This window comes from uncultured Mailhella sp. (assembly GCF_905187505.1).
Classification (GTDB): domain Bacteria; phylum Desulfobacterota; class Desulfovibrionia; order Desulfovibrionales; family Desulfovibrionaceae; genus Mailhella.
Genome location: NZ_CAJJIC010000156.1, coordinates 1 through 4,781, shown reverse-complemented (window position 1 = coordinate 4,781; position 4,781 = coordinate 1). Strand labels below are relative to the sequence as shown.

Genomic DNA, 4,781 nt, shown 5'->3' with positions numbered 1-4,781 from the left:
CGAATGGGCGGTTGGCATGAAATTCTACACGTTTCATCTCGTTAGGAGCCAGTGGGACCTTGTCGACGACGACACCATGATCATCACCATTTCCGACCACGGCGCCACGCCCGACGGTCCCTACATCAACCCCGTGAACATTCTTGCCGACGCCGGTCTTCTGGTAAGGCGCAAGGCTCCCGAGGCTCCGGCCACCGACAAGGCGCAGAGCGCCTTCTATGCCAAGTACAACGAACTCTACTTCTCCAGCGACCCAGATCCGGAACGCTCCATGGCCATTCCCAGCCGTTCGTGCTTCATCTACATCAACCTCAAGGGCCGCGACCCGCACGGCATCGTCGATCCCGCGGACTACCGCAAGGTCCAGTACCAGATCATCGACGCACTCATGACCTATGTGCATCCCGAAACGGGCATGCGTCCCTTCGCGCTGGCCGTGACCAAGCAGGAAGCACGCCTTCTCGGCCAGGGCGGAGAACAGTGCGGCGACGTCGTGTACGCGCTGCGCCCCGAATACGCAGGACAGCACGGTCCCATTCTGCCCACCGACGATTACAGCATGGGCAGCATGAAGGCGCTGCTCACCTTTACCGGCCCCGGCGTCAAACGCAACTACCGCATGACCCGCTTCTGCAACATCATCGACATGGTGCCAACGGTATGCAGGCTGATGAATCTGCCCGTTCCCAAAGACTGCGAAGGCGCCGTACTCTATCAGCTTCTCGACGAGCAGAGCTGATCCCGTTCACAGAACCATTTTTCATCCAGGAGAACATCATGGCCGACATAAAAGCCGTCATCATCGTGCTGAAGGGCAGCCTGAAGGAAGAGGCGCTGTCGCAGCTCAGGGACAAATACGTTCAGTTCGATCACTACGCCGCCGGTGAAACCGGCGTGGAAAAGCTCGACAAGGCCGTCGTGCTCAACAGCGGAGACCTCAACGCTCTCGAGGAGGCCGCCGCCCTGCATCCCGTGGTCATACACGCCGACGCGGCCCATCTCGCCGCCACGGTCCAGGCCGTGACGGACGTGCGCAACCGCCACACTCTCATCGTCGTCATCGCCGATGACGGCGTATGCTTCATCGGCGCAGGCATCACGCGGGAAAGAACCTCCTCCGAACGCGCCGTCAACGCCGCCGACATCGTACCCACGATATGCTACCTGACCGGCATTCCCGTCCCTGCCGACAGCACCGGCGCGCTGCTCTACCAGGCCATGAAGGACGTGAACGCACCCTATACGCAGATAGCCAGCCTGAAGGCCTCCGTCGAGGCGCTCGAATACACTCTGGAACGCTCCCAGCGCAAAGCGTGGGACAAGCACGACTGCGCATAGAAGCCGGACGACGAACGCGCGGGGCTTCCTTGAGGCCCCGCGCCGGACCTGCCGCTTCCGGCGCCCCGCAAACAGCGTACCCCCCGCCGGAAAGACCGCCGTCCAGACAGGGGGCGACTCTTCCCCCTTTCCCATAATCGGCTGAATGTTTCCTCCCCTTCACGCGGTTTTCCTCGACGGATTCCGCATTCCTGAGGTCCAGGTGAACAGATGGATATCGTCACACGCACACAGACAACGCTTCAGCCAGTATTTAATTTTCTCCTCGGCATCTCCGGAGTCGCGGTCTTCGCCATCATGATTGTCACGACCGTGGATGTCGCAGGGCGCTTTTTCTTCCATATGCCTCTGGAGGGCGGCATGGAAGTGAGCGAACTCATCATGCTGTTTGTGGGATTCACCGCCTTCATCGCCATCGAAGGCAAAAACGGACACCTCATCGTGGATCTGCTGTACCACAAGTTCTCCGAGGGCGGACGCGCGGCGCTGCGCGTCTTCCAGATGACGGCGAGCGTGCCGTACATGTTCATCCTTGCATGGGAACTGCACATCAACGCGGTCGACAAGACCGAATTCGGCGATCTTACCGAGGTACTCGGCATTCCTGTAGGGCCCTTCTATCATTTCGTCAGCCTCTGCCTGTTCATCCTTGTCCTGGCCATGTGCCTCACGCTTGTGACGAGCGCCGTCACGGCTGTACGGAACCGGCGGACAGTCGCGGCACTTGCGGCTTGCGCCGCGGGTATCGGACTCGTGATTCTGGCCCGCGTGCTCACCGGCTCCAATCTCGGGCTGAGCTCGGGAGCCGTGGGCGGACTCATCATGCTCTACCTCTTTCTGCTCATCCTCTCCGGCATGCCCATAGGCTACGCCATGTGCACGGCAGGCGTACAGGGGCTCATGCTCATGATGGACCTGCCGGAACTCGCCTACGGAATGGCCGCCTGCGCCCCCTATCCTCAGGTGGCATCCTTCAACATGACCGTCATTCCCATGTTCATCCTGCTCGGCGAACTCGCGCTGTTCGGCAATGTGAGCAAGGGGCTCTTCGACACGGCCTCAAGCTGGATGGGGCATCTGCCCGGCGGCGTCGCCATCGCCACGGTGGGAGGTTGCGCGGGGTTCGCCGCCGTATGCGGCGACAGCATAGCCACGGCCATGACCATGGCCACGGTGAGTCTGCCGGAAATGGAAAGGAAGGGATACAACAAGGCCTTCGGCGCGGCATGCCTTTCGGTGGGCGGCACTCTCGGCATACTCATTCCTCCGAGCATGGGCTTCATTTTCTACGCCGTGGTGACGGAAGAATCCGTCGGCAGGCTGTTCATGGCCGGCGTCCTTCCCGGCATTCTCCTCACCGTCATTCTCATGGGCATCATCTACGTTCGGGCTCTGATCAATCCGTCGCTCGCTCCCCGGGGACCTCGCCGCTCCTGGAAGGAACGTTTCCTGTCCCTGCACAAGATGCTCCCCATGATCGGCCTCTTCACCCTCATCATGGGCGGCATTCTCTCAGGCATATGCACTCCCACGGAAGGCGGCGCCATCGGAGCCTTCGGCTGTCTGGTCTACGCCGTCTGCACCCGTACGCTGACCCTGGCCAAGCTGTACCACGCCTGCACGGTATCCGCAGAACTGTGCGGCAGACTTTTCCTCATTCTCGTCGGCGTGGGCATCATGGGCTATGTGCTTGCCGCATCCAATCTTCCCACGCTGCTGGCCGAACTCATCGCAGATTCGGGCATCAGCAGGTACATGCTCCTCGCCGCCATCCTGCTGGTGTACATCCTGCTCGGCATGCTCATGAACGTCATTCCCATGATCATGCTCATCCTGCCCGCCATTTTCCCCTGCGTGGTGGCCGCCGGTTTCGACCCCGTATGGTTCGGCGTCATCACCGTGCTCATGATGGAACTCGGCCAGATCACACCTCCTGTGGGCGTACTGGTGTTCGCCATGGCAGGCGTGATTTCCGACGTGCCCATGTCCAGCATCTTCCGTCACGTGACGTACTTTTTCGGCGGCATCATGGCATGCGTGCTGCTGCTCATCCTGTTCCCCCAGATAGCCCTGTATCTTCCTTCTCTCCTCTGACTCGAAAAAGGCCCTTCCCCCTGTTGTTCTCTCCAACCGGTCCAAAGGAGTACGTATGACATCATCGCTCATGAAAAAAATCGCCGTGTTTCCTCTGCTGACCCTTCTTCTCGCCTCCACGGCCGGCAAGGCCTGCGCCGAAGCCGAATTCGAGTTCAAGTCCTCATCCCAGCAGGTCACCACGCATCCGGTCATGGCCAAGGGCTTTCTGCCCCTGCTCGACCTCGTCAAAGAAAAAACCGGCGGACGCATCAGCATCACCTACTACAACCCCAATACGCTCATGCCCACCAAGGCTCTGCTCGACGGCCTTCGCAAGGGGCTCATCGACATCGCCAGCTTCCAGCCCACCCAGGAACTGGCACGCTTCCCCGCCTCGGAAGTCATAGAAATGCCCATGCTCTTCGACTCAGCCCTTGCCTCCTCTCTCTCTTATCTGGAGCTGACGCGGACCAACCCCTATCTGAAAAAAGAATGGAGCTTCCTCAGACCCGTCACCGTCACCACGTCCGTCCCCCAGGATATCCTGAGCAAGAAGCCGATCCGCACGCTGGAAGATCTTAAGGGACTGCGCATAGCGGCCGTCTCTTCCCCTGGACTGGAACAGATAAAGCTGCTCGGCGGCATACCTGTGCTGCTTCAGCTCACCGACATGTACCTGAGCCTGCAGAGAGGCATGGTGGATGCCGTCATGGCCCCCATTCCCACATATAAAAGCTCCAAGGTCTGCGAAGTGGCCAAGTACCTCACCAAATGCAACCTGGGCGTCATGTCCTCACCCTTCGGCTTCAGCATGAAAAGCTACAACCGCCTTCCCGCCGACCTGAAAAAGAGCTGGGATGATATTTTTGAAAACGAAGGCCCTACCCTGTTCCGCGCCTCCTGGATAGACCGCTCGGCGACGGAAGACCTGGAATACATAAAGAAAAACAACGGGGTGGAAGTCATCGAAATCTCTCAGGCGGAACGAGTCCGCTGGATAAAGGCCCTGGAGCCCATCTATGAGGAGTTCATCGGGAAAATGAAGGACAGGAATATCGACGGCGAGTCGCTCCTCAACGAGTGCCGCGCCCTCAACAAGAAATACAGCGATCCTGCCGTGATCAGCGAGCTTTTCGCAACATACAAGGCCAAGTATCCGAATCTTGAATTCGGCATGTAGCGTTCATATTTCAAACACGTGCATCAAAAAAACGAACACCTCTGTTCGTCGGGAAGTGTTCCCTCTGTGAACACTTCCCGATTTTATAAATAATACAAAGAAATATTTGATTAATTTTTCGTGGTACTGTATTTGAATATCATTTATGAGCTTTAAATTGCATGAGAATTACGGTGGGTTATGAACA

General features: G+C 58.5%; 3 protein-coding genes and 1 pseudogene. All 4 read left to right on the top strand.

Features of this window, described 5'->3' with window-relative positions:
• A pseudogene (locus QZZ60_RS10565) lies at positions 1 to 739 on the top strand (hypothetical protein); the annotation flags it as partial.
• A 38-nt stretch (positions 740 to 777) separates the two neighbouring features.
• Positions 778 to 1,338 (top strand): hypothetical protein, encoded by a 561-nt coding sequence (locus QZZ60_RS10560; protein ID WP_295641231.1) that lies wholly within the window; start codon positions 778 to 780, stop codon positions 1,336 to 1,338.
• Between the two features lie 297 nt (positions 1,339 to 1,635).
• A complete protein-coding gene (locus QZZ60_RS10555; protein ID WP_295641229.1) occupies positions 1,636 to 3,432 on the top strand; it encodes a TRAP transporter large permease subunit in 1,797 nt (598 codons plus the stop codon).
• A 55-nt stretch (positions 3,433 to 3,487) separates the two neighbouring features.
• On the top strand, positions 3,488 to 4,594 hold the full coding sequence (locus QZZ60_RS10550; protein WP_295641227.1) for a TRAP transporter substrate-binding protein: 1,107 nt from the start codon (positions 3,488 to 3,490) through the stop codon (positions 4,592 to 4,594).
• Positions 4,595 to 4,781: the final 187 nt, after the last annotated feature.